Annotated in this window: 16 protein-coding genes; 9 read left to right on the forward strand and 7 right to left on the reverse strand. The window is 66.9% G+C overall.

Annotation, left to right across the window (positions count from 1 at the left end; genetic code table 11):
* Nucleotides 1-82 precede the first annotated feature (82 nt).
* Together H556_RS0103350 and pth are read left to right on the forward strand one after the other, a co-directional pair.
* The gene (locus H556_RS0103350) at nt 83-700 is read left to right on the forward strand and encodes a 50S ribosomal protein L25/general stress protein Ctc (protein WP_024353103.1); all 618 of its coding nucleotides are present in this window, start codon (nt 83-85) and stop codon (nt 698-700) included.
* Nucleotides 701-827: 127 nt separating this feature from the next.
* Nucleotides 828-1,433 carry an aminoacyl-tRNA hydrolase gene (gene pth / locus H556_RS0103355; RefSeq protein ID WP_024353104.1) on the forward strand — a complete coding sequence of 202 codons (606 nt, stop codon included), beginning with the start codon at nt 828-830 and terminating at the stop codon, nt 1,431-1,433.
* Nucleotides 1,434-1,589: 156 nt separating this feature from the next.
* Here pth and H556_RS0103360 read toward each other — a convergent pair whose 3' ends face one another.
* Entirely contained in the window at nt 1,590-3,131 is a 1,542-nt protein-coding gene (locus H556_RS0103360) for a DUF4139 domain-containing protein (RefSeq protein WP_245559405.1), read from the reverse strand.
* 75 nt (nt 3,132-3,206) lie between these two features.
* Complete coding sequence (locus tag H556_RS0103365; protein ID WP_024353106.1) at nt 3,207-4,622, reverse strand: DUF4139 domain-containing protein; 1,416 nt, start codon at nt 4,620-4,622, stop codon at nt 3,207-3,209.
* Nucleotides 4,623-4,752: 130 nt separating this feature from the next.
* Between H556_RS0103365 and H556_RS0103370 the strand changes: the two genes are divergently transcribed.
* The 7 genes from H556_RS0103370 (at nt 4,753) to H556_RS0103400 (ending at nt 13,578) form a co-directional block, all read left to right on the forward strand.
* Entirely contained in the window at nt 4,753-5,139 is a 387-nt protein-coding gene (locus H556_RS0103370; protein ID WP_024353107.1) for a DUF2946 family protein, read from the forward strand.
* An 80-nt stretch (nt 5,140-5,219) separates the two neighbouring features.
* Nucleotides 5,220-7,289 carry a TonB-dependent receptor family protein gene (locus H556_RS0103375; protein ID WP_024353108.1) on the forward strand — a complete coding sequence of 690 codons (2,070 nt, stop codon included), beginning with the start codon at nt 5,220-5,222 and terminating at the stop codon, nt 7,287-7,289.
* Nucleotides 7,289-8,671, forward strand: a complete 1,383-nt coding sequence (locus H556_RS0103380) for a PepSY-associated TM helix domain-containing protein (RefSeq protein WP_024353109.1) — start codon at nt 7,289-7,291, stop codon at nt 8,669-8,671. The genes H556_RS0103375 and H556_RS0103380 overlap by 1 nt, the downstream gene beginning before the upstream one ends.
* A gap of 14 nt (nt 8,672-8,685) precedes the next feature.
* Entirely contained in the window at nt 8,686-9,177 is a 492-nt protein-coding gene (locus H556_RS0103385) for a copper chaperone PCu(A)C (protein WP_024353110.1), read from the forward strand.
* A gap of 73 nt (nt 9,178-9,250) precedes the next feature.
* Nucleotides 9,251-10,348: a redox-regulated ATPase YchF gene (gene ychF / locus H556_RS0103390; RefSeq protein WP_024353111.1), complete on the forward strand. Its 1,098-nt coding sequence runs from the start codon at nt 9,251-9,253 to the stop codon at nt 10,346-10,348.
* Nucleotides 10,349-10,460: 112 nt separating this feature from the next.
* Nucleotides 10,461-12,113, forward strand: a complete 1,653-nt coding sequence (locus H556_RS0103395) for a hypothetical protein (RefSeq protein ID WP_024353112.1) — start codon at nt 10,461-10,463, stop codon at nt 12,111-12,113.
* Nucleotides 12,114-12,306: 193 nt separating this feature from the next.
* Nucleotides 12,307-13,578: an O-acetylhomoserine aminocarboxypropyltransferase/cysteine synthase family protein gene (locus H556_RS0103400; RefSeq protein WP_024353113.1), complete on the forward strand. Its 1,272-nt coding sequence runs from the start codon at nt 12,307-12,309 to the stop codon at nt 13,576-13,578.
* 76 nt (nt 13,579-13,654) lie between these two features.
* Here the strand turns inward: H556_RS0103400 and H556_RS0103405 are convergent, their stop codons facing one another.
* From H556_RS0103405 to petA, 5 genes are all read right to left on the reverse strand, one after another.
* A complete protein-coding gene (locus H556_RS0103405) occupies nt 13,655-15,259 on the reverse strand; it encodes a M28 family peptidase (RefSeq protein WP_024353114.1) in 1,605 nt (534 codons plus the stop codon).
* Between the two features lie 106 nt (nt 15,260-15,365).
* Nucleotides 15,366-17,015: a M28 family metallopeptidase gene (locus H556_RS0103410; protein ID WP_024353115.1), complete on the reverse strand. Its 1,650-nt coding sequence runs from the start codon at nt 17,013-17,015 to the stop codon at nt 15,366-15,368.
* Between the two features lie 145 nt (nt 17,016-17,160).
* The gene (locus H556_RS0103415) at nt 17,161-18,036 is read right to left on the reverse strand and encodes a cytochrome c1 (protein ID WP_024353116.1); all 876 of its coding nucleotides are present in this window, start codon (nt 18,034-18,036) and stop codon (nt 17,161-17,163) included.
* A gap of 5 nt (nt 18,037-18,041) precedes the next feature.
* Nucleotides 18,042-19,340 (reverse strand): cytochrome b, encoded by a 1,299-nt coding sequence (locus tag H556_RS0103420; protein WP_024353117.1) that lies wholly within the window; start codon nt 19,338-19,340, stop codon nt 18,042-18,044.
* Nucleotides 19,341-19,357: 17 nt separating this feature from the next.
* A complete protein-coding gene (petA, locus tag H556_RS0103425; RefSeq protein ID WP_024353118.1) occupies nt 19,358-19,912 on the reverse strand; it encodes a ubiquinol-cytochrome c reductase iron-sulfur subunit in 555 nt (184 codons plus the stop codon).
* Nucleotides 19,913-20,016 lie beyond the last annotated feature (104 nt).

Below are 20,016 nucleotides of genomic sequence, written 5' to 3' on the forward strand. Positions count from 1 at the left end.
CTCTTGAATTCGAAGGGTTCATGACCCCGCCGCGCGGGCCCCGGTTCCGCGCAGGCGTTTACTTGTATTGAAGGCGAGCCCGATGGCCGAGATCATTCTGAACGTTGATGTCCGCGAGAACGTGGGCACCGGCGGCGCCCGCGCCGCGCGTCGCGACGGCGCTGTGCCCGGCGTCCTGTACGGCGGCGACAAGGCCCCGGTGGCCATCTCCGTGAACGAACGCGAGTTCCGCAAGTCGCTGTACACCGGCAAGCTGATCGGTCACCTGGTGACCCTGAAGCATGGCAAGGAATCGCAGCCGGTCATCGCCAAGGACATCCAGTTCGACCCGGTCAGCGACCGCCCGCTGCACTTCGACCTGATGCGCGTCGGCGCCAAGGAAGAGATCAAGATCGAAATCCCGGTCGCCTTCGTCAACGCCGACGAAGCCCCCTACACCCGTCAGGGCGGCATGCTTGAAGTCGTGCGCCATACCGTCGAGATCATGGTCCGCGCCGACCGCATCCCGTCGGAACTGGTCGTCGACCTGAAGGGCCGCGAGATCGGCGAGAACATCCGCATCTCGGACATCCAGCTGCCGGAAGGCGCCGCGCCGACCATCGCTGACCGCGACTTCATGATCGCCGCGATCAAGAACTCGGCCGCTGGCCAGTCGGACGTCGGCGACACCACCGCGGAAGCCGAAGCCGAAGAGGCCTGATGTTTCTTCCCCTATCGCCCTGCGCGCGGCGCAGGGCTGCTTGAGGGGTTTGAACAACAAGACACAGCCCCGCCGGGTTCACCCGGCGGGGCTTTTCTTTGTCTGAACCTCGGGGCATGAGGACCGCATGATCATCATCGCAGGCCTGGGCAACCCCGGCGCCAAATACGAAAAGAACCGCCACAACATCGGCTTCATGGCCGTGGACGAGATCGCCAGCCGCTGGCGCTTCGGCCCGTCGCGCGCCAAGTTCCAGTCGATCGTCGCCGACGGCGAGGTCGATGGGACCAAGGTCCTGCTGATGAAGCCCCAGACCTATATGAATGAGAGCGGCCGGGCCGTGGGCGAGGCGGCGCGTTTCTACAAGGTGAAGCCCGAGCACGTCATCGTCTTCCACGACGAGATCGATCTGGCGCCCGGCCGCTTCCGCATGAAGCAGGGCGGCGGCGCAGCGGGCCAGAACGGCGTGCGCAGCCTGATCAGCCACCTGGGCGCCGACTTCCGCCGGGCCCGCATGGGCATCGGCCACCCCGGCGAGCCGCAGTTGGTCATGCACCACGTCCTGGGCGACTTCCATAAGGCCGACAAGCCGTGGCTGGACGCGCTGCTCCAAGCCTGCGCCGACGCCCTGCCCTTCGCGGTGAAGGGCGACGACGAGCGCTATCAGGGCGAAGTCATGCGCCTGGCCCCCGCGCCGAAGTTCAGCCCCAGACAGGCGGCCAGGGGCGAGTAGTACAAAGCCTCTCCCTCCCCTTCATGGGGAGGGTGGCTGAGGCCGTAAGGCCGAAGTCGGGTGGGGGCGGCGAGAGGCTGAGGGTCGATCGCCTAGCCCTCCCCACCCGGTCGCTGCGCGACCACCCTCCCCATGAAGGGGAGGGAGAAACACAGCTCAATCCGTCGTCGTCCACGCCGCCTTCAGCGTCGCCGCGCCGTTCGCGGGCACGGTCAGCGTCCACACCGGATAGCCGGTGTCATCCACCCGGCTGCGCACCGACTGACTGCGGATGCGGAAGCCACGCTGCATGGCGGCGTTGGCGACCAGTTCCACAGTGACCGCCTCCGAGCGGGCGTTGGTGACCGTAGTCTCGATTTCGGAACGCTGCGTCGTCACCGCCCCCCGTCGGGAACTCTCGCTCTTCACCAGCCGCGTCTGCACCTGCACATCCGGCGACTGGCCGAAGTTCAGCCGTACCGGCAGGCCCACGCCCTTGTCCTCGAATCGGTCCTGACCGGCCAGCAGCACGCCGCCCGCGCCATCCGGCTGCATCACCGCCACCGAGCCGCCCGGCAGGGCCACGCCGAGCCCCGCGCGGGTCTCATTACGCAGCTTCAGGACCACGCCCATCGGACGGGATTCCTCGTCCTGATCCAGCAGTCCGGCGCGATAGACCCGCTCATAGGCCACGCTGTCGCGCTCTAGGAAACGCACCTGCTTGGTCTGGCGCGCCGCGACGGTCGTCGGTTCGGGCAGGGAGTAGATCTTGTAGTCGCCCAGTTCGCCTTGCCGGGCGATCCGGCTTCCGGTCACAACCACTGCATCCATCGCCTCATTGGCGACCATCCGCAGCATGGGAGCAGAAGGCGCCGGAGGCGGCGGAGGCGGAGGTGGCGGAGGAGCCCCGCCATAGCCCGCGAACTGTCCCGATCCGAACGTCGTCGTCCCCTGTGGCCAGCACTGGTTCTGCTGATATCGGACCAGAGGCTCGACCGGCGTGGTGCCCGCATCCTTCCTCAGCGTCCCCGCCACCACCTGCACCGGGGCGTCGGGGAATCCCGTGCCGCCGAAATTGGCCAGCGTCACCCAGCCGGCCAGGTCCAGCGTGCCGTCCGTGGGGTCCAGACGCGCCACATAGTCGGCCGACCACTGCAGCCCCGTCGTCAGATAGGCCAGAGTCACCGTGTGCCGCCCCGCCCGCTCCGCGCGCGTGCGCACCGACAGGGTCGGCTGGTCGCCCAGCCCCTCGGGGATGCGGTCGAACACGACCCGCTCGGTCTGGCCAGAGCAGTCCAGCGCCTCGAACTGGCCGTCGATCTCCAGCACCGTCCCTTGGCCGCCCGCGCGGATGACGGCGGCCTTCTCGACCTGTTCGCCGGTCGCAGGGTTGGTACGGACGACGCGCACCACCTCGCCCACCGACTTCTCCATCAGGCTGGCGGGCGACAGAAGGTCGAAGTCGGCGTTGCGCTCGACCACATGGGCGGGCAGCCCCTCCAGCACCGCGCTCTGCGGCACGACGCCGGTGGCCAGTCCGCGAAAGCGGATGATCCCCTCCCCGGCGGGAAGATCGACCGTGCGCGTCTCGACGATCAGGGCCAGCCCCTGCCGGTCCAGCCGGTTCCACGACTGCCGCGACTGTTCCATCAGGGCGACCGTATCGACCGGCTGGTCGCGATAGATGACCACCGTCGCCCCGTCGGGACGCGCGGACACGCTTTCCGTCTGCGCCCATGCGGAGGGCGCCAGAAAGCTCAGCGCAGTGGTTATCGCCAGAAGGCGGCGCACGGGTCAGCCGCCCGTCGTGATGGTCGCGGTCAGCCTGGTCTCGCTGTTGGCGGGTACGGGCACACGCCAGACGACGGTGCGCGCGTCGCGCATCTCGCCCTCGATGCTCTGGTCCGTCAGCTCCGTGTCGCGGCCCAGACCGCGCTGGCGCACCTCGACCGTCACCGGCTCGGGCCGGGCGTTGCGGACGGTGTACTCCATCGCATAGCGGGTGCGGAAATAGTCGACCAACCGCTTGGACACCCGCTCGGACGACACCAGACGCGGCTGCACCGTCACGTCGAAGGCGTCGCCGGTCGTCACCACGATCTCGGACCCGGCAGGCGAGTGATCAACCTGGCTTTCGCCGATGAAGCGCGGCTCGCCCGCCTCATCCTTCACATAGACGCGGATGACGCCCGCAGGCAGGGCGCGCGCCGCGGCGCCTGATCCGTTGGCGAAGATGACCCCGACCTCGGCCGCTATCGGCTGTTCGGCGGTGGAGAAGCCGTTGATGACCCGCAGATAGCGCTTGGTCGCCGGCACGCCGGCCGCGTCGATCAAGCCGACCTGCTTGGTCTGGTTGTTGGCGACCGTCACCGCCTCAGGCAGCGGATAGACATAGACGTCAGCCAGAGCGCCTTCTCCGCCCGACTGGGTTCCATTGCCGCGCACGCCGCCGCCGCGAACCGGCTGGCGCGGATTATAGCCGCCCTGATTGCCGATCAGATTGACGTCGCCCGCCACCACCCGCGTCTGGGCGTTGCTGAAGGTCGCGCCGGAATTGTTCGTCAGCGTCACCCAGCCGGTCAGGTCCAGCTTGCCCGCCTTCTCGTCGAAACGGGCGACATAGTCCGCCTTCCACGTCAGGCCCGAGGTCAGATAAGACAACGTCGTCTCGCGCCGCCCTGCCCCTTCGGCGTCCAGAGTGACGCTGAGCGTCGGGCGGGGGCGCAGGTTCTGCGGCACCCGGTCGAAGATGACGCGCGTCGGCACGCCGTCGTCGCGCAGCACCTCGATACGGTCGCCGATCTGCAGCACCACGCCTTGATTCGCCGCCAGCACGCGCGCGCGCTCGGTCGTTTGCGCCCCCGAGCCGGGGTTGGTGCGGACGATGCCGATCTCATTGCCGACAGCGCTTTCCATCAGCTTGCCGGGCGTCAGCAGGTCATAGTCGAAGTTCTGCTCGACCACCGACAAACCGCGCCCCGACAGCCCCACCGTCTCGGGCCGGATGCTGGCGGATACGCCCGGAAACTCCTGGCGAGAGCGTCCGGCGGGCACGTTCAGGTTCCGCACGTCCTCAACCAGGGCGATGTTCTGATTATAGACCGTCAGGGAGACGCGGTCGGGACCGCCCGGCCCCTCCTCCACCTGTTGCGCGTTTGCGGGCGCCGCGAGAAGCAGGGCGAGAGCGAAGGGTCCGATGGCGCGGATCATGCGTATCCTCGATGGCTGTTCGACCGCCACGCTGGCACGGGTAAAGCGGCATTGTCGAGGCGCCGCGCGACCGTCGGTCGCTCCGCATGGTCTGGCTTCCCCGTATGGGAAGGTTTAAGGGGCCTGCATCGTGACCCGCTCTCAGGCAGAAAACTGGTCGACCTGGCGCTCGCTGGCCTTCCTGGCCGCGACGTTCGCCATCGTGATCGGCAGCCTGATGCCGTTCGCGGCTCTGGCGGCCTCCACGCCCGGCCAGCCCATCGTCATCTGCTCGGCCGACGGTCCCCAGACCATCCAGTCCGGCGGCGTCGATGGCCCGATCAAGGCCGAGATGGGCGCCAAATGCGCCGCCTGCGTCATGCCCTTGCTGGCCGCCCTGCCTGCGCCTCCTGCGCCGGAGCCGTCGCCGGTCGTGCGTCTGTCGCAGGCCGTCGTCTACGCCCCCTTCATCGCCAGCCCGCCGCCCCCGGCCCGGGCTCCGCCGCGTCCGCCGTCGCGCGCGCCGCCTCACGCCTGAAAACCAGAAACCCCTGCCGCCTCGCCCGCGTCCAATAGCGACGCCTGCGACTGCACCTCTGTTCTCAGGACTTCAGTTTCATGTTTCTCAAGACCGCTGCGGCGCCGTGCGCCCTGCTGATCGGCGCCTGCCTGGCGCCCGCCCTCGCCCACGCCGACGACCTGCCCGGCGCTGACAGCCCCACCGTCGTCGACAGCATCATCGTCACCGGCCGCCGCAACGCCGAAGACCCGACTGTCGTGGCCGAGGCCCGCGATCGTCTCAGCCGCACCCCCGGCGCCGTCGCCGTGGTGTCGGCCGAAAGCTATTCCGACCGCTTCGTGCAGGGCTTTTCCGACACTCTTCGCAATGTCCCCGGCGTTCTGGCGCAAAAGCGGTTCGGCGAGGAAAGCCGACTGTCCATTCGCGGCTCGGGCATCGCCCAGGGCTTCCACCAGCGCGGCGTCCTGTTCGCCCAGGACGGCGTGCCCTTCGCCGACGCCGACGGCTTTTCCGACTTCCAGAGCGTGGACTCCCTCAGCGCCCGCTATGTCGAGGTGTGGAAGGGCGCCAACACCCTGCGCTTCGGCGGGGCGCAACTGGGCGGGGCGATCAACCTGATCACCCCCACCGGCCGCACGGCGAACCAGCGCGCCCTGATGCAGGTCGAGGGCGGCAGCTACGGCTTCGTGCGCGCCCACGGCGCCGTCGCCGAGTCCTATGGCGACTGGGATGTCTACGCCGCCGCCACCGCCATGCAGGGCGACGGCTGGCGCGACCACAGCCAGCAGTCGCAGGGGCGGCTGACGGTCAATGCGGGCCGCTCGTTCGGCGAGGACCGCGAGGTGCGCCTGATCGCTCAGGCCGCTGGCATCAAACAGGACATGCCCGGCTCCCTGACCCTGAAACAGGCGCTGGAGACCCCGCGCATGGCCTCGGCCAGCGCCCTGTCCGGCGATCAGGCCCGCGACCTGACGGTCAAGCGGCTGACGCTGCAGACCCGCTGGCGCTTCAATGAATCCACCCTGTTCGAGGGCGCCGTCTGGGGCTGGGAGAAGTCACTCTATCACCCGATCTTCCAGGTGATGGATCAGGACAGCACGACGCGCGGCGCCTTCGCCCGCATCGACTGGACCGGCCAGATCGGCGGCCTACGCGCCGACGCCTTCTATGGCTTCTCATGGCGCGACGGACAGACCGAGGCCCTGCGCTATGTAAACCTGGCGGGCCAGCGCGGCGCCCAGACCGCTGATGCGCGTCAGGACGCCTCTGGTCTGGACGTCTTCGCCGAGGGGCGGCTGTTCGTCACCGACCAACTGGCGCTGGTCGCGGGCGGCTCCTGGGGACGCGCCACGCGCGATTATCTGGACCGCATGACCCCGGTCAACGACGCTAGCCGGGACTATGAGTGGTTCTCGCCGCGTCTGGGCCTGTTGTGGGAAGCCGAGGACGGCGCCCAGATCTTCGCCAACATCACCCGCTCGGTCGAACCCCCGACCTTCGGCGCCCTGGTGCAGGCGCCGCTGACCGGCTTCACCCCGGTCGAGGTTCAGGACGCCTGGACCGGCGAGATCGGCACGCGCGGCCGTCGCGGGCCTCTGGCCTGGGATCTGGTCGCCTATCGCAGCCGGATCGAGGGCGAGATGCTGAACTTCATCACCGGCCCCGACATTCCCGCCGCCACCTTCAACGCCAAAAAGACCATCCACCAAGGCGTCGAGGCCGGGCTGGACTGGACCCTGCCGGTCGAACTGGCGGACGGGTCGCTGATGCTGCGTCAGGTCTATAACTGGAGCGACTTCCGCTTCGACGGCGACGCGCGCTGGGGCGACAACCGCCTGCCGGTCGTGCCTGAGCACCAATACCGGGCCGAACTGACGTGGCGCCATCCGACGGGCGTCTTCGTCACCCCGTCGGTCGAGTGGCGGCTGTCCAGCCCCTATGTCGACTACGCCAACACCATGAAGGCGCCGGACTACGCCGTGCTGGGCCTGACCGGCGGCTTCAGCATCGGCCCGAACGCCTCGGTCTACATCGACGCGCGCAACCTGACCGACAAGCGCTACGTCGGCGAGTTCTCGGCTGTGACGGACGCCAGCACAACACAGACGGCCGTCTTCTTCCCCGGCGAGGGCCGTTCGGTCTTCGTCGGCCTGCGGTTGGCCTACTGATGACCATCTCTCTCAAGAACAAGGCGCCGGACATGATGTCCGGCGCCTATCGGGCCGTCTGGCGCTGGCACTTCTACGCCGGAGTGCTGGTCATGCCGTTCCTGATGCTGCTGACGCTGACGGGCGGCCTTTATCTGTTCAAGGACGAGATCGACCACGCCGTCTATCGCTCCATGATCCAGGTTCCGGTCAGCGCCCAGCAGGCCGGTCCCGATCAGTGGCTGGCCGCCGCCGCGCTTGCAGGCGAAGGCCGGGCGGCGAATGTGCTGGTCCCTGACCGCGCCGATCAGGCCGTGCGCGTCCGCGTCGACCGGCCCGACGGCGCCCAGCGCACCGTCTTCGTCGATCCGCATACGGCCACGGTCACCGGCGTCACCGCCTATGGCGGCGTGACCGAGACGATCAAGAAGCTGCACTCCCTCAGCCTGTTCGGCGGCCCCATCGGCACGGCGCTGAACATTCTGGTCGAGATCGTCGCGGGCTGGGCCATCATCCTGTGCGCCACCGGCCTCTATCTGTGGTGGCCGCGCCGCCGCGCCGGCGCCGTGCTGAAGCCCAGCGAGACGGACGCCCGTCGACGTCCCTTCTGGCGCGATGTCCACGCCCTGACCGGCTTCTACGTCGGCGGGGTGATCATCTTCCTCGCGGCCACGGGGATGCCGTGGTCGGCCGTCTGGGGCGATCAGTTCATGGGCGTCATGCGCGGCACCGGACTGGGCCGCCCGCCCGCGCCCGCCGCCGCCAGCCCCTGGAGCCATGCCAAGCCTCACGACGCCCCGGCAGGCGTGGGTTGGACGCTGGAGAACGCCGTCCTTCCCGCCCATGGACACCTACATGACCATGCAGCCCCCAGCCTGAGCCGCGTCCTTCAAACAACGCGCGAGCAAGGCCTGCTCCGGCCCTTCACCGTCAGCATCCCCCAATCGTCCGATCTGGCCTGGACCGTCGCCCACCAGACTCGCAAGGCCGAGGACGCCCGCAGCCTCTATGTCGACGGCGTCAGCGGGGCTGTGAAAGCCGACCTGCGCTGGAGCCAGTTCGGCGTCATGGCCAAGGGCTTTGAATGGGGCATCGCCGTCCACCAGGGGATGCAATACGGCTGGATCAACCGCATCATCATGCTGATCGGCTGCATCGCCGTCTGGCTGCTGGCGATCAGCGGCCTGATCATGTGGTGGAAGCGCCGCCCGCCCAGCCTGTCGCGCCGCCGCTCCGGCGCTCCGACGGCGCCGCCCGGCCCGCGCGCAAGAATCGCCGTGCTGTGCATCGTCATCCCCCTGTCCATCCTCTATCCCTTGACGGGACTGAGCCTCGTGGCCGCCCTGCTGCTCGACCGGGCGGTGCGTGCGTTCACCGGGTCCAAGCCCGTCGCAGCCTCTTGATAAGGAGCTTCAACATGAAACGTCTGTTCGCCCTGACCGCCCTGTCGGCCGCCGCCCTCACACTCGTCGCCTGCGGCCAGCCCGCCGAGAAAACGGCCGAGGTCGTCGATGCGACGGTCGCCCCCGGCACGGTCCAGGTCGCCGACGCCTGGTGCCGCCCCACGCCCAACGGCGCCAAGGCCGGGGGCTGCTACCTGACCCTGACGGCGGGTTCCGACGACCGTCTGGTCAGCGTCTCGACCGCCCTGGCCCAGTCGGCCGAGGTGCATGAGATGAAGATGGAGAACGGCGTCATGAGCATGGCCCACCTGCACGACGGCCTGCCCCTGCCCGCCGGAACGCCGGTCGAGCTGAAGCCGGGAGGCAACCACATCATGCTGATGGGCCTGCGCGAACCTCTGGTCGACGGCCGGATCGCCTCCTTCACCCTGACGTTCGAAAAGGCCGGTCCGATCAGCGTCCACGCGGCGATCAAGCAGCCCCCGGTAGTGGATTCGGAGGAGTAAGCCTCTCTCTTGAAGGCGCGAGCCTGACAAACCGGCCCGAACCGGCTAAAGGCTCGCGCTCACGAGGAATACCATGGCCCTGAAAGTCGCGATCGTCGGCTTGCCCAACGTCGGCAAGTCCACCCTGTTCAACGCCCTGACCAAGACGGCGGCGGCCCAAGCGGCCAACTACCCGTTCTGCACCATCGAGCCGAACACCGGCGACGTGGCCGTGCCGGAACCGCGCCTGAACATCCTGGCCGGCATCGCCGGGTCCAAGGAGATCATCCCCTCGCGGATCACCTTCGTGGACATCGCGGGTCTGGTGCGCGGCGCGTCCAAGGGCGAAGGCCTGGGCAACCAGTTCCTTGCCAACATCCGCGACTGCGACGCCATCGCCTTCGTCGCGCGCTGCTTCGTCGATGACGACATCACCCACGTCGAGAACCGCATCGACCCGATCTCAGACCTAGAGATCATCGAGACCGAGCTGATGCTGGCCGACCTGGAGAGCCTGGAGCGTCGCCGCGTCCAGATCGAGAAGCGCGCCAAGGGCGGCGACAAGGAATCCCAGCTGAACCTCAAGCTGATCGACGCGGCGCTGGAAAAGCTGCGCGACGGCAAGCCCGCGCGTCTGGCCGAGGTGTCCAAGGAAGACCGCAAGGCCTGGGACATGCTGCAACTGCTGACCGCCCTGCCCGCCCTCTACGTCGCCAACGTCGAGGAAGGCTCGGCCGACAAGGGCAATGAGCTGTCGGACCTGGTCGCCAAGCGCGCCGCCGAGGACAACGCCAACTCGGTGGTCATCTCGGCCCAGATCGAGTCGGAGATCGCCGTCCTGGACGATGAGGAGCAGAAGGAGTTCCTCGAAACCCTGGGTCTGGAAGAGCCCGGCCTGAACCGCCTGATCCGCGAGGCCTACAAACTGCTGGGCCTGCAGACCTACTTCACCGTCGGCCCCAAGGAAGCGCGCGCCTGGACCATCCCCGTCGGCGCCACCGCGCCGCAGGCGGCGGGCGTGATCCACACCGACTTCGAAAAGGGCTTCATCCGCGGCGAAACCATCGCTTTCGACGACTATGTCGCGCTGAAGGGCGAAGCGGGCGCCAAGGAAGCGGGCAAGATGCGCGCCGAAGGCAAGGCCTATATCGTCAAGGACGGGGATGTGATGCATTTCCTGTTCAACAACTAACTCGAGCAAACAAGGTGGATGCTCCTTCCCGGAAGCGTCCACCCTTGACGATGACGGATTCGCCAATCAGTGATCCCCAACACGGTTCGATATCGAACCGCGGGGTTATTTCATGCTGTCTTTCCGTATCCTTCTTGGCGCCGTCGCGCCCCTGAGCCTGCTGCTGGCGACCTTGGCGGCCCCGGCCGAGGCTCAAGACTCCGCTCCCATTCCCCCCGCTGCCGAAACCGATGAGGACGCGGGACAGGACGTTGAAGTCGACGCCCCCGCATCTGTCGCTCCCTTGATCGGTGCGGAAAGATTTCTGGCCGAGGTCTTGGGTATGGAGCCGACCGGCGACCCCGTCGTCTCCGACGTCACGATCAAAGGGCAACCCTTTCTTACCGCGCCGCTTCGCCTGAAAAGCGAAGGCCGGTTGGGCGCGGATATCGCGACCGCCAGCCACCGGATGGCCGCGGGAGCGCCCGTCGTCCACCGCGAGTTCAAGCCCAGAACGGTCGACCAATCTGAATCCATCCAGGCCTGGTGCGGCCCGGGCGAACAACGCGGCATGTTCGGCTGGGCGCGCGGCTTTACCGTATGCATGGTCCACACCAGCGACGGCAAAGCCAATCTGGGAACGCCCGTGTTGGCTTACGGCCCCTGGTGGACGGCGCGTGAAGTCAGTTTCACTTCTGTGGACGCCAGAACGGAGCGGGTCGAGGTGGTTCCGGCGGAGGCCGCTTCAGCCTTCAATCTGACCATCGTCTATGAGCGCATGCGTAACGACGGCCTGGCGATCCGCGCCGGGATTGAAGGGCCCGGGATGACGGCAGACGCCAAGCCATATCGCTATACGATGCGGCGCCGCGTCCTGCCCTTGACCGACGGCGTGGCTCGAATGGTCTATGACGGCCAGTTGTTGCAACTCACGCCTCAGGGCGCGGGCGACTCCATAGAGATCAACTCAGAACGGGTCGCGCCTCCCGTCGATTTCAACGCACTGCTGAAACAAGCCGAGAACCGCGCCGCAACCGCACCCGCCCAAACGCCCGGCGAAGCACGCCAGACAGATGACAGTCGGCTGGCCCCCACGCCGTTCGTCATCGGCGGCGTAAGGTTGAAGCCGGAAGCGATGACAGCGGGTCAGGGCGTCATCAGTCGAGGCGGAGTCGTTCTGTCTGGCCCGGCGGAATATGCGCTTACGGGCCGTCTATCGAGACCCCTGAACCTGCGCGCGCCTCTGATCAATGATTTCGCGCCCGAGGGCATGATCCTGCATGAAGTCGAGTTTGCGCGAACCACCCCGCTGGGCGCGCGAACCATGACCCGCATCTGGTGCGGCCCTATCGGCGCGCCGACGATCTGGAGCAGCAAGCGCGTGACCATGTGCCTGCGGCGCGGCCAGTCGACCCCGCTTGAGGCTTTCTGGCCGTCCACTGGCCGTCCCTGGCTGGGCACGACCATGTCGTCCGGCGCTGTGGGCGCGCTTCCGGCTTACGACTTCGAGATCGAGCGGTCGCCTAGCTCGCTGCTTGAGCCCCTGGATGTCAGAGCCGAGATTCAGCGATTGACCGATGCAGCCGTCACGCTGCGGATCTTCGCTCGCAAGGGCGATGAAGACGCCCTGATCCTGGTCCTCTCGCCGGAGTTCAAGGATGGCGAAGCGGCAATCCCGCTTTGGAGCCACCGTCTGCTGCTGACGCGTTCGGACGCCGGCGTCACGGCGCGATTCAGCGCGGACGGCGATGGCGAAGGGCCGACCGCGCAAGGCGTCTATCCCTGACGCCCACCACGCCAGGCGAGGCCCGGGCTGGAAAATCCAGCACATAATGTTCCAAAAATAGCGAGAACACCCGGATCGGTTAGAAAATCTTACTGCCCAGCTGGAATTACTGCAAACCTATGCCCTTGCGAGGACCGGTAAAGCCCTGGATGAATCGGCCTGACTGACGCTGCCAATTCTCCCGGGGACCATCATGAAGTTCGACACCCTCGCCGTGCACGCGGGCTATGCGCCCGATCCGACCACCAAGTCGGTGGCCGTGCCTATCTATCAGACCACCAGCTATGCCTTTGACGACACCCAGCACGGGGCCGACCTGTTCGACCTGAAGGTGGCGGGCAACATCTACACCCGCATCATGAACCCTACGTCCGACGTGCTGGAGCAGCGTCTGGCGGCGCTGGAGGGCGGGGTCGCGGCCCTGACCGTGGCCTCGGGCATGGCGGCCATCACCTATGCCATCCTGACCATCGCCGAGGCTGGCGACAACATCATCGCCACGGGCGCCCTGTATGGCGGCACCTACAACCTGTTCGCCCACACCCTGCCCCAGTACGGCATTGAGGTGCGCTTCATCGACGCCGACGACTTCGCGGCGGTGGCGGCCAATACGGATGAGCGGACCAAGGCGGTCTTCTGCGAATCCATCGGCAATCCGCTGGGCAATGTGGTGGACTTCGCCGCCCTGGCCGACGCCGCCCACGCGCAAGGCCTGCCGCTGATCGTCGACAACACCGTGCCGACCCCCTACCTGACCCGGCCGATCGAGCATGGCGCCGACATCGTCGTTCACGCCCTGACCAAATATATCGGCGGCCACGGCACCTCGATCGGCGGCGCCGTCATCGACGGCGGGACCTTCCCCTGGGCCGAGCACAAGGAACGCTTCCGCCGCCTGAACGAGCCGGAAGTCAGCTACCACGGCGTAGTCTATACCGAGGCCTTCGGCCCAGCGGCCTTCATCGGCCGGGTGCGTACGGTGCTGTTGAGGAACACCGGCGCAGCCATCTCGCCGTTCAACAGCTTCCTGATCCTGCAGGGGCTGGAGACGCTGGCCCTGCGCATGGACCGCCACGTCGAGAACGCCACGGCCGTCGCCCAGTGGCTGAAGGCGCACCCCAAGGTGGACTGGGTCAACTATGCGGGCCTGGCCGAGCACAAGGATCACGCCCTGATCCAGAAGTATTTCGGCGGCAAGGCCTCGGGTCTGCTGACCTTCGGGGTGAAGGGCGGCCGCGAGGCGGGCGGCCGCTTCCAGGACGCGGTCAAGCTGTTCACCCGACTGGTCAACATCGGCGACGCGAAGTCGCTGGTCTGCCACCCAGCCTCGACCACTCACCGCCAGCTGTCGCCCGACGAACTGAAGAAGGCGGGCGTGACCGAAGACACCGTCCGCCTGTCGGTCGGCATCGAGCACATCGACGACCTGATCGCCGACCTGGAGCAGGCGCTGGCGGCGGTCTGACCGTCAAAGGCTGACATGAGAAGGCCCTCTGCCCGGCGATGGACAGAGGGCCTTTCTTCTTGCGCCTAAGCCGCCTCTAGCGTCTCGCCGCCGCGCTGCGGTCGCGGACCTGGCCGAACTCCGACGTCGGCTTCCACGTCGGCCACTCGTCGCCGTTGGCGAGTTCTAGCCCCAGGCGATACAGCAGGGTCAGATTCTCAACCGCTGAGCGCAGGTCCCAGTCCGCCGACCATTCGTCGCTGGGACGGTGATAGTCGGCGCCGAACTTGGCCTTCCACGCCGCCAGTCCCGCTTCGCGTCCGCCCTCGACCCAGTCCACGCCGTGCCACGGCATCAGGGCCGGAACCCCGGCGCGGGCGAAGGGGAAGTGGTCCGAGCGATAGTAGAAGTTCTGCTCCGGCTGGCCGTCCTCGGAGACATAGCGCCCCTCCTTCTCGGCCAGGGCCTGCAGGTCGTCCTCAAGGCTGTTCTGCCCCTTGCCGAAGATCGGCACGTCCTTCGTCGGGCCGCTGAGAGGCAGCATGTCGATGTTGATGTCGGCTACAGTCGTCTCCAGCGGATAGACCGGATCGGCGACATAGGCGTAGGCGCCCAGCAGGCCCATTTCCTCCGCCGCCATATGGGCGAAGACGATGCTGCGTTTCGGCGTCGGCGCGGCCTTCAGCTGACGGGCCATTTCGACCACGCCGATGGTGCCCGAGGCGTTGTCCCAGGCGCCGTTGAAGATCTTGTCGTCGCCGGCGGTATTCTCATTGACGCCGACATGGTCCCAGTGGGCCGAATAGATGATGACCTCGTTCGGGCGCTCGCTGCCGGTGATGCGGGCCAGCAGGTTGTGGGTGCGCAGGATTTCGACCGTCTCCTCGGCCGCGGCGGTGATCCGCACATCCAGAGGGAAGGCGCGGAAATCGCCGGTCTGGAGCCGGGGCTTCAGCGTCGCCAGATCCACGCCCATTTCGGCGGCTGCATCACGGTTGACGGCGCCGCTGAGCATCAGTTCGGCCGAACCGGGCGTCAGGGTACGGGTGCGCGTCGCCCCGCCCGTTTCGCGGCGCCACGCAGCGGCGCCCGCGTCGCCGTCGATGATCGTCAGAACCGCGACCGCGCCGCGCCGCTCGGCCTCGTCGGCCTTGTAGGCGGCGGACTGATAGTTGGTGGCGTAGGGGCCATTGAACAGTTCGCCGTCCGGCTCGCCCGCCACGACCAGGACGACCGCCCCTGTCACATCCAGATCGCCATAGTCGTCCCAGCCCCGCTCGGGCGCATGGATGCCGTAACCGGCGAAGACGACGGGCGCGTTCGCCACCTGACCGGCCGCCGCATCGTTCATCGCGCGCAGGGTGAAGTCCGTGCCCGCGATCAGGGCTCGCCCCTGAGACGTCGCGCCAGACCAGGTCAGCGTCGGCTGGCCCTTGGGCGTCAGCCGCTTCAGATCGATGATCTGCAGCCATTGGCCGTCAGGACCGCCTGGCTCCATCCCCATGGCTTCATACTGAGCCTGCAGCCAGTCCAGCGTCTTCTTCTCGCCCTCAGTGCCCGGATAGCGGCCCTGGAAATCGTCGGCGCTGATGATGCGGATCTCATCCGACAGGCGCTGGGCCGAAAAGTCCTGGGCCGAGACCGCGCCCGCGACCAGCAGCAGAGCGGCGGCGGCGACGCCGCGAATGAAGCGGTGGTGCATGGCGATTCCCTTCAGCCTCCCCCACGAGGCCCGTTTTGATAGTCATAGGGCGGCCTCTTGCGAGGCCGCCCCTTACATTTTCGTCATGTTCGTCGCGAAAGACGGATCAACGGCGCTGAGCGGCGCTCTTGGCGCGCTCGGGGCCGAACTCCGAACCGGCCTTCCATTCGGGCCAGTCACGGCTGTTAGCCAGGTCCTGGCCGACCTTGAACATGACCTCCAGGTCCTGAAGCATGCCGGCGTAGTCCCAATCGGCCTCCCACTCATCCGCCGCCTGGTGGTAGCGGTTGGCGCGATAGTCGGCAGCCTTGGCCTGACGCGGCTCGATCGGCGCATCGACGAAATCGCCGGTCGACGACAGATAGGCCATCGGCACGCCCTTCTTGGCCAGCGGGAAGTGATCCGAGCGGAAGTAGATGCCCGCTGCGGCCCCAGCATCGCCGACGAAGCCGCGTCCCTGCGCCGCCGCCGCCGCGATCACCGGCTCGTCCAGCTCCGAATGGCCATAGCCGGTCACGCCCAGCTTGTTCATGCGGCCGAACACGGCGGCCGAGTCCAGGTTGAAGCCGCCGACGGTCTTCTCCAGCGGATACAGCGGGTTTGCGGCGTAGAATTCCGACCCCAGCAGGCCGCTTTCCTCGCCGGTGAAGCTGATCATGACGATGGTGCGTTCCGGCTTCGGTCCGGCCGACCACTGACGCGCCAGTTCCAGCAGGCCGGCCGTGCCCGATGCGTTGTCGATGGCGCCGTTGAAGATGCGGTCGCCGTTGGCGTCCGGCTCGCCCATGCCGATGTGGTCCCAGTGGCCGGTGTACAGGATGGTCTCGTCCGGATGGGTCGAGCCTTCCAGCTTGGCCACGACGTTGTGGGTGACGATGCGGTCGGTGGCGACGTCGAAGCTGGCGTCGACCGTCGCGCCCTTCAGCTCAACCGGCTGGAAGTCTCGGCTGCGCGCCTTGATCTTCTCCTGCTCGAAATCGAGCCCGGCGCGGCGGAACAGATCGACCGCCAGATCACGCTGGATCCAGCCTTCCATCGCCACGCGTTCGGACGCCGGATCAGCGCGCACGATGTCGAACTGCGGCACGCCCCAGGAGTTGGCGACCGTGGTCCAGCCGTAGGAAGCAGGCTTGGTCTCGTGCACGATCAGCACGCCCGCAGCGCCCTGACGCGCGGCTTCCTCGAACTTGTAGGTCCAGCGGCCGTAGTAGGTCATGGCCTCGCCGCCGAAGGTGTTCAGCGACGGGTCTTCAAAGTCGGCGTCGTTGACCAGGACGACGATGACCTTGCCGCGCACGTCGGTCTTGAAGTCGTTCCAATCACGCTCGGGCGCGCTGATGCCATAGCCGACGAAGACCAGCGGCTTGTCCTTCAGGTCGACCGCAGCGCCCGGCAGGCGCGTCGTCATGGTGACTTCCTGGCCCTGGGTCAACGACTGGCTCCAGTCGCCCAGCTTCAGCCGGCCCGTGACGTTGGAAACGGCGAAACGGTTCAGCCCGACCGCCTGGGTCCAACCGCCGTTCTCACCGCCCGGCGCGAAGCCAGCGGCGGCGTACTGGCGGCTCAGATAGTCGATTACCTTCTGCTCGGCCGGGGTGGCGATGCCGCGTCCCTCGAAGCTGTCATCCGACAGGACGCGGATATCTTCGGAAATGCGCGCGGCGTCGAAGGCCGGCGCGGTCTGGGCCTGTGCGGCGGCCGCCGCGCCCAGGGCGGCGGCGAAGGCCAGAACGGCGATGGAAGATGAAATACGCATACAGGCTCACCCCTCGGAGAATTCGATGCTGGGACCGTAGTCAGCCCGCTCGCAGGTGTCGACTGCCGAAAGGCGCTGAGCAGCCATGAAAAAACCCGCCGGATCGCTCCGGCGGGTTCTTTCGTTTCGATCAGACAATCGCGCCTTAGTGGGCGACGCCCTTCCAGATGCGGCGGTAGCTGGCGTAGGTCACGCCCGCGAAGGCCAGCAGGAAGATGATGACGCCGAAGCCCATCTGCTTGCGCTCGACCATCTTAGGCTCGGAGGTCCAGGCGATGAAGGCGGCGACGTCCTTGGACATCTGGTCCACCGTCGCCTCGGTGCCGTCGTCATAGGTGACCTGGCCGGCGCTCAGCGGCGGCGGCATGGCGATGAAGCCGCCCTTGGGCACGTCGCCCTTGCCGGTCCAGAACGGGGTCATGTCGCCGGCCATATAGGGGTTGTAGTGCTGGGTCTCGGTCATCTTCAGGCCAGCCGGCGGAGCGGAATAGCCCGACAGCAGCGAGTAGATGTAGTTGGCGCCGTCGTGACGCGCCTTGGCCATGACCGACAGGTCCGGCGGCATGGCGCCGCCGTTGGCCGCAGCCGCAGCCGTCGGGTTCGGATAGGGGTTGGGGAAGCGGTCGGCCGTGGTGGCGTCGCGCATCAGGGCCTCGCCCGTTTCCGAGTCGATGTCGCCGACCTGGATTTCCTTGGCCAGCGCCTTCACGACCGGGTTGTCGTTCGGGTTCGGATACTTCGGATTCCAGAACGGGCCGTGCTTATCGCCCAGGTTGCGGAAGTGCACCATATCCATGCCGTGGCAGGAGGCGCAGACTTCGCGATAGACCTTATAGCCGCGTTGCAGCTGGCCCTGATCGAAGGTGCCGAACGGCCCGGCGAAGCTGAAGCCGCCGTCGCGCGGATGCTTGGCGCCCCCGGCGGCCATCGCCGGAGCGGCGATGGCGACCAGGCCGACAGCGGCCGTCACAGAGACAAGGATCTTGCGGAAGGACACGGTCTTTTTCTCGTTGCTCATCATCGCGCTCACGCCTTCTCGGCTGCGGTCGACGGGAGCACGGGCTCCGAGATCGTCGCCGGGATCGGCAGCGGCTTTTCCTTCAGTCCCACGAAGAACATGATCGGCCCAAGGAAGGCGAAATAGTACAGCGTGAACAGACGGGTCAGCCACAAGTAGGAGTTCAGCTGGCCGTCGATCAGGTTGAAGCTGGGCATGCCCGGCACGACCGGAGCGTCCGGCAGTTGCGCGCCGCACCAGCCCAGTCCGAAGCAGACGAACAGGAAGATGATGAAGAAGGTCCGCATCGTCGGGCGGTAACGCATCGAGCGCACCTTGGACGTATCGATCCACGGCAGGACGAACAGGATGCCGATCGCCGCGAACATGGCCACCACACCGCCGAACTTGTCGGGGATGGCGCGCAGGATCGCGTAGAAGGGCAGCATGTACCACTCAGGCACGATGTGCGCCGGAGTCTGCAGCGGGTTGGCCGGGATGTAGTTGTCGGCGTGGCCCAGGGCGTTCGGCTGATAGAAGACGAAGACCGCGAACAGGATCAGGAACAGGATGATCGCGAAGCCGTCCTTGACCGTGAAGTACGGGTGGAACGGCAGCATGTCCTTCTTGGCGCGGTCCTTCGGGATCAGGATGCCGACCGGGTTGTTCTGACCGGCGGCGTGCAGGGCCCACAGGTGCAGCACAACGCAGCCGGCGATGACGAACGGCAGCAGGTAGTGCAGCGAGAAGAAGCGGTTCAGCGTCGCGTTGTCGATCGCCGGGCCGCCACGCAGCCAGATCAGGATCGGCTCGCCGACGACCGGAATGGCGCCGATCAGGTTGGTGATGACCTCAGCGCCCCAGAAGGACATCTGGCCCCACGGCAGGACGTAGCCGAGGAAGGCGGTGGCGATCATCAGGAAGAAGATCACGCAACCGACGATCCAGATCATCTCGCGCGGCGCCTTGTAGGAGCCGTAGTATAGGCCCCGCAGCATGTGCAGATAGACGGCGATGAAGAACATCGACGCGCCGTTGGCGTGCACATAACGGATCAGCCAGCCGCCGTTCACGTCGCGCATGATGCGCTCGACCGAGGCAAAGGCCATGTCGACGTGCGGGGTGTAGTGCATGGCCAGGACGATGCCGGTGATGATCTGGGTCATCAGGCAGAGCGCCAGGATGCCGCCGAAGGTCCACCAGTAGTTCAGGTTCCTCGGGGTCGGCAGGTTCGCATAGTCCATGCCGAAACGGATGATCGGCAGGCGCGTGTCCATCCACCGCTCGACAGCGGTTTTCGGGACGTAAGTGGATTCGTGATCGCTCATGGTTCCTCTGTCCGTCCTCAGCCGATCTTCACGCGGGTGTCGGACATGTATTCGTAGTTCGGCACGATCAGGTTCAACGGCGCCGGGCCCTTACGGATACGCCCCGAGGCGTCGTAGTGCGAACCGTGGCACGGGCAGAACCAGCCGCCGTACTCGCCGGCGTTGAAGGTCGGCACGCAGCCCAGGTGGGTGCACGAGCCGATGACGACGAGATATTTCTCGTGACCGGCCTTGGTGCGCTCGGCGTCGGTCTGCGGCGGGCTGCCCACGGCGCCCTCGTCGATGACCTTGGTCAGCTCGGCCGGAGTGCGATAGCGCACGAAGACCGGTTTGCCCTGCCACTTGATGACGACCTGCTGGCCTTCCTGAACCTTGGTCAGATCGAATTCGATCGACGCCAGGGCCAGGGTGTCGGCCGCCGGGTTCATCTGGTTGATCAGCGGCCACGCCACCATCACGCCAGCGCCGGCCGCAGCCGCACCTGCCGCAATGTGGATGAAGTCGCGGCGGGTGGCGTCGCCACCCCCGTGTTGGCCGTCAGGCCCGTCAGCATTCACGACCGATTCGGCCACGCGTTTCACCTCTGCATCGCCGGTCGTCCGCCCCAAGATGGAACGTCAACCGAATGGAACCCTTTGTGCGAAGGCAAACCCCTGCCCGTCCGGCCTTGGTTTCG

It is taken from the genome of Brevundimonas naejangsanensis DSM 23858 (genome assembly GCF_000421705.1).
GTDB lineage: Bacteria > Pseudomonadota > Alphaproteobacteria > Caulobacterales > Caulobacteraceae > Brevundimonas > Brevundimonas naejangsanensis.

What these genes read in the sequence shown, in the direction of transcription:
- H556_RS0103350 (WP_024353103.1), top strand. Translation starts at nt 83, where the DNA reads ATGGCCGAGATCATTCTGAACGTTGATGTCCGCGAGAACGTGGGCACC.
- pth (WP_024353104.1), top strand. Translation starts at nt 828, where the DNA reads ATGATCATCATCGCAGGCCTGGGCAACCCCGGCGCCAAATACGAAAAG.
- H556_RS0103365 (WP_024353106.1), bottom strand. Translation starts at nt 4,622, where the DNA reads ATGATCCGCGCCATCGGACCCTTCGCTCTCGCCCTGCTTCTCGCGGCG.
- H556_RS0103375 (WP_024353108.1), top strand. Translation starts at nt 5,220, where the DNA reads ATGTTTCTCAAGACCGCTGCGGCGCCGTGCGCCCTGCTGATCGGCGCC.
- H556_RS0103380 (WP_024353109.1), top strand. Translation starts at nt 7,289, where the DNA reads ATGACCATCTCTCTCAAGAACAAGGCGCCGGACATGATGTCCGGCGCC.
- H556_RS0103385 (WP_024353110.1), top strand. Translation starts at nt 8,686, where the DNA reads ATGAAACGTCTGTTCGCCCTGACCGCCCTGTCGGCCGCCGCCCTCACA.
- ychF (WP_024353111.1), top strand. Translation starts at nt 9,251, where the DNA reads ATGGCCCTGAAAGTCGCGATCGTCGGCTTGCCCAACGTCGGCAAGTCC.
- H556_RS0103395 (WP_024353112.1), top strand. Translation starts at nt 10,461, where the DNA reads ATGCTGTCTTTCCGTATCCTTCTTGGCGCCGTCGCGCCCCTGAGCCTG.
- H556_RS0103400 (WP_024353113.1), top strand. Translation starts at nt 12,307, where the DNA reads ATGAAGTTCGACACCCTCGCCGTGCACGCGGGCTATGCGCCCGATCCG.
- H556_RS0103405 (WP_024353114.1), bottom strand. Translation starts at nt 15,259, where the DNA reads ATGCACCACCGCTTCATTCGCGGCGTCGCCGCCGCCGCTCTGCTGCTG.
- H556_RS0103410 (WP_024353115.1), bottom strand. Translation starts at nt 17,015, where the DNA reads ATGCGTATTTCATCTTCCATCGCCGTTCTGGCCTTCGCCGCCGCCCTG.
- H556_RS0103415 (WP_024353116.1), bottom strand. Translation starts at nt 18,036, where the DNA reads ATGATGAGCAACGAGAAAAAGACCGTGTCCTTCCGCAAGATCCTTGTC.
- H556_RS0103420 (WP_024353117.1), bottom strand. Translation starts at nt 19,340, where the DNA reads ATGAGCGATCACGAATCCACTTACGTCCCGAAAACCGCTGTCGAGCGG.